Origin of the sequence: Streptomyces sp. FH025, from assembly GCF_017427025.1 — a bacterium.
Lineage (GTDB): Bacteria > Actinomycetota > Actinomycetes > Streptomycetales > Streptomycetaceae > Kitasatospora.
Window position 1 is genome coordinate 1 of the sequence record NZ_JAFLNG010000609.1, and the last position, 4,713, is coordinate 4,713.

2 protein-coding genes are annotated in these 4,713 nt (G+C 74.1%); both read right to left on the reverse strand.

Annotation, left to right across the window (positions count from 1 at the left end; all coding sequences use genetic code 11):
- Nucleotides 1-198: 198 nt before the first annotated feature.
- Entirely contained in the window at nt 199-597 is a 399-nt protein-coding gene (locus J0670_RS30470) for a hypothetical protein (protein WP_207814975.1), read from the reverse strand.
- Nucleotides 598-1,005: 408 nt separating this feature from the next.
- Nucleotides 1,006-4,713: phosphodiester glycosidase family protein (locus tag J0670_RS30475; RefSeq protein WP_207814980.1), on the reverse strand; the 3,708-nt coding region annotated here is incomplete at its 5' end.

Sequence of the window (4,713 nt, forward strand, 5' to 3'; positions counted from 1 at the left end):
GGGCTGGTGGTGGGGTCAGCCCCAGGCCCGGACCGCTCGACGCGGTCCGGGCCCGCTGCTTCTCGTGGTGGCGTCTCGTCAGAGATTCGTAGGCGCACGCCCACCAGGTCCACTTGTGGTCACTGGGGTTGATCGGGATGCTGACCACCCAGGGATTGGCGGTGGTGTCGGCGGGTGAGCCACCCGGCGTGCCGGCCGTCAGCGGACCGCCGAACGGGCCGCGTACAGCAGCAGGGCGGCGACGGCGAGGAGGCCGGCCGCGAGCGGCCAGGCCCCGTGGGCGGCCGTCCAGACCGCACCCAGGAGGTGCACCGCCCCGGCGGCGGTGAAGAGGTGTGCTGGGCCGCGCGCGCCGGGACGGCGGCGGACGGAGGCGACGACGGCCGCCCCGCAGAGCGCCGCCCACAGCAGGGCCAGCGCGGGCCGGATCGCCGTCCGGTGCCGGAAGAAGTCGGTGCCGTCATCGTCCAGGTAGGCCAGATCGCGCAGCGTCCACAGCATGACGGCGCTCCAGAGGCTCACGACGGTCTCGGCGACCAGGACGGCCCGTGTCGTGATGACGGTGATCCGGGCGGTGGTCGGGTGGGGAACTGGCACGGGGCGGCGCGCCTCTCTTCTTCGAACGTACGCGGGTCAGGATCAGCGCGCCGTTCCGTCCCGGGCCACCAGGAGGGCCGTCTGCTCGAAGTCCGCTCCGCGCAGCACCTTCGGAGTGAAGCCGCTGGCGAACCTTCGATTCGTGCGCGTTGGATACACGTTCGTCCCCCCGGACTGATCGGCTCGAGTCAGGAGCCGACGGCTCGACATTCGGCGAACTGATCATATGTCAGGTTCAAGTGTTCGCAAGGGAAGAATCATTTGTTGGCAATGCGGTGAAGGCTCCGGGCCCATCCCAGGAGGTCGCCCGGCCGGGGATTCCCGCGATCCGGTCAGCGGTCATCCGGCTCCGACGCGAAACGGCGGCGGCCCTCTGGGGGGCCGCCGCCGGGACTCAACGGCGATTCGTCACAGCTTCGCGCACTGGCCGCTCTTGGGGCCGTTCACGGTGTTGGCGAGGCCGCCGCCGCCCACCGGGGCCGGGGTGTTGCCGGTGCAATCGAGCGGGCCGCGCACGGTGGTGCCGGCCAGCAGGGTGCCTCCGGCGTTGAGGGCCAGGTGCAGCGGGCCGGACACCTGTGAGCGCAGGATCGCCGTGGTGCCGGTGGTGGCGGTGACGGCGACGGGGCCGCTGACGGTGGTGTCGCTGAGCACCAGGGCGCCGGCGCCGCGGGCGGAGAGCGGGCCGGCGACGGTGGAGTCGAGCGCGACCAGCGCGGCGCCGGGCTGGACCAGGACCGGGCCGTCGATGCTCGCGCCCTGAAGGCAGGTGACGCCGGAGGTGATCGCGAGCGAGGAGTGCTTTCCGCGCACGGCGGTGGTGCAGGCGGGCAACGAGCCGACGGTGAGCGGCTGTTCGGCCTTGACGCCGCCGACGGTGACGCTCAAGGTCGCGCTGCCCGGGCGCAGTCCGGTCAGGGTGCGAGTGGCGGGGTCGTAGGCGGCCACCGTGCCGAGCGGTGCGGTGGCGGCGGTGCCGATGTGGACGCCGGTGCCGCCCCATTGGGCGGTGACGGGCCAGGCGACGGGGACGGTGCGTTCGCCGTCCTGGGTGAAGGTGGCGCTGACGGGGGTGGTCTCCAGGAGGCCGAGGGTGGCGGGGGCGTTGAGGTCGACGGTGTCGGCGCGGGCGCGCGTCTCGGCGCGCAGCCAGGCGGAGGTGTCGTCGGGGACGGCGTAGGGGTCGGTGACGCGGCCGGCGGCGGGGTTGATGCCGAGCATGGTCCAGCCGGTGAAGCCGCCGCGGTCGGGTTCGGCGGCGGGGCCCTTGCCGGAGTTGCCGTTGATCAGGTGGGGGACGCCGTCGATGCTCTGGGCGTGGAAGGCGCCGACGTGGCCGGTGACCATGGCGGCGGACTTGCCGCCTGCGCGGAAGTCGGCGAGCCACTGTTCGACGAGGGCGGCCTCCTTGCGGTCGCCGAGCCGGCTGCCCTGGTCGGGCAGGGGGTCGCGGGTGGGGTGGTGCTCGAAGAGGAGCAGTCCGGTGACGGAGGGGTCCTTGGCGGCGCCGTCGAGGGCGGTGCGCAGGGTGGCGATCTGGTCGAAGCCGCCGGCGCGCAGGGTGCCCAGTGAGCTGTTGAGGGTGACGAAGCGGGTGCCCTTGACGTCGAAGACCTGGGTGGTGTCGCCGAAGGCGGCCTTGAAGTTGTCGATGGTGCCGGGGCCCATGACCTCGTGGTTGCCGGGCACGTAGTGCCAGGGGACGGTGCGCCCGGTGAGCTGGTCGAACTCGTCGAGGAGTGTGCGGGCGAGGGCGAAGTCGGCGGGGGCGGCCTCGTCGACGAAGTCGCCGTCGATGATGAGGAGTTCGGGTTTGGCGGCGGCGATGTCGCGCAGGGTGCGGCGGGCGGCCTGGACGATGTCGCTGTCGGGGTTGCGGGCGATGAACTGGGCGTCGGACATGACGGCGACGCGCAGCGGGCGGTCGTCGACGGTGCCGTTGGTGAGGACGACGGGGTCCGTGACGCGGGGCTGGGCGGGCAGGTCGACGTCGGGGGCGACCTTGACGCGCAGGTCGGCGAGGGTGAGGGCGCCGGTGTAGGAGCGGGCGGCGCTGGTCTCCATCAGGCGGAAGCGCTGGAAGGTCAGCGGGTACTGGACGCCGGCGGGGACGGGGAATTCGACCTTGCGCCAGCCGGTCCAGGTGACCATGGGGGCGTCCAGGTTGGCGGTGACGCCGGCGGCGGTGCGGTACTGGATGCGGGGCCAGGCGCCGTTGCCGTCGCCTTCGATCCACATCGTCAGGGCGCGGGGCTGGCCGGGCAGCACGATGCCCTCGGGGGCGATGGCGTACTGGCCGCGGGTGCCGGTGGAGTGGGTGAAGTCGTAGGCCAGGCGCAGGCCTTGGGCGTTGTCGTGGCCCAGGGCGGGGGTGAGGGAGCCGCCGGGGGCGCGGTCGTTGCCGGACTTCCAGGCGGCGGCGTCGACGAGGTCGGTGAAGGGCTTCTCGGTCATGCCGACGGTGACGGCGACGGAGGTTCGCAGGGCGCCTGCGGTCAGGGTGAGGGTGGCGGACGTGCCGTCGGCGAGGGCCTTGAGGGCGATGGTGCCGTCGTCGGCGGTGGTGGCCTGGGCGACGCCGTCTGCGCCGGTGACCGTGACGTCGGTGGCCTCCACAGGTGCGGCGTGGCCGAGGGCGTCGTAGCCGGTGACGGTGAGGTGGGCGGTGGCGCCGGCGGCGTCCAGGGCGATCGGCTCGGCGCCGGCGGTGATGCGCACGGCGGGGCCGAGGACGGTCAGCGGCAGGACGGCCCCCTCCGCGCCGGGGGCGGTGACGGCGACCTCGGCGGTGCCAGGTTCGCGGCCGGTGACGACGGCGCCCAGGCCGTGGCCCTGGACGGTGGCCTTGGCGGCGGTGGAGGTGGACCACGCGGTGGCGGGCTCGGGCGCGGTGACGGGGCCGTAGGCCTCGTCGTGGGGCAGGGCGCGCACGGTGCGGTGCAGGCCGGGGAAGACGCGGGTGGCGGTGTCCACGCCCTGGGCCGGGCGAAGCCCAAAGCCCTTGGTGGTGCCGGAGCCGGGGGTGGAGAACAGGCCCAGACCGTTGGCGACGGCGCGTTCCCCGCCGTTGTCGGAGGGGTGGCTGACGGTTGCGGCCGACCCGGTGCCGGGCAGGCGGGCGGCCATGGTGGCGGAGCCGCCGCCGTCGAGGTTGAGGGCGTTGTGGGCGCCCATGTCGCGCATCAGGGCGGCGAGGTCGGTGAGGTTGATGCCGGGGCTGTCCGCCTGGCGGCCGTCGATGGTGACGAGGTACATGCGGCGGTTGTCGGCGGAGAAGCCGACGGCGGTGCGGGCGGTGAGCTCGCCCGCGTCGTTCTCGCCGGTGCGCTGGGCGACGCCGTCGGCCACCAGGACCTGGTAGCCGCCCACGGCGACGGCGACCTCACCGAAGGAGGCGCGGGGGCGGTAGCCGACGCCGACCTGGTCGCCGGTTTTCAGCTCGCGCAGGGTGCGGGCGCCGGCCTCGCGGCCGACCAGGACGGTGGCGCCCTCGGGGACGGCGGCGCCGGGGTGGTCGCGTACGGCGGTGACCTTGCCGTCGCGCAGTTCGACCTCGGCGATGTCGGTGGAGCCGCCGGCGACGTGGGTGCGGGTGGCGTCGCCCCAGGCGGGGGTGAACAGGCCGATGCCGTCTGCGGGCAGGCCGTAGGTGTTGACGCCGCTGAGCGTGGCCTCGCGGCCGCCGGGCAGGGCGGCGTGGCCTTCGAGGAAGACCTGCGCCATGCGGGCGAGGCCGTCGGCGCCGATGGTGACGGCCTGGTTCCAGCCCTCGACAGGGGCGTGGATGAGGCCGCCGGCACGGGAGACACCGACCCCGAGCGGGGCCTCGGAGGCGTTCATATCGAAATAGTCGCCGTTGATCGCGGCGACGGCGCCGGCGCCTCGGGCCATCTCGGTGACGCCCTGGCGGGTGGTCACCTTGCCGGAGGACAGGTAGTCGACGCTCAGGCCCTTGGTGTCGAGGTCGGCGACCAGGACCTTGCCGCGGATCCAGCCGGGGCCGGCGAGGCGCTCGAAGGAGGTCATCGTCAGGCCCGGGGCGATGGGGGTGACCTCGCGGCGGGTGACGACGGACTCGCCGGGGCGCTCCAGGACCAGGCCGGAGTCGGCAGCGCG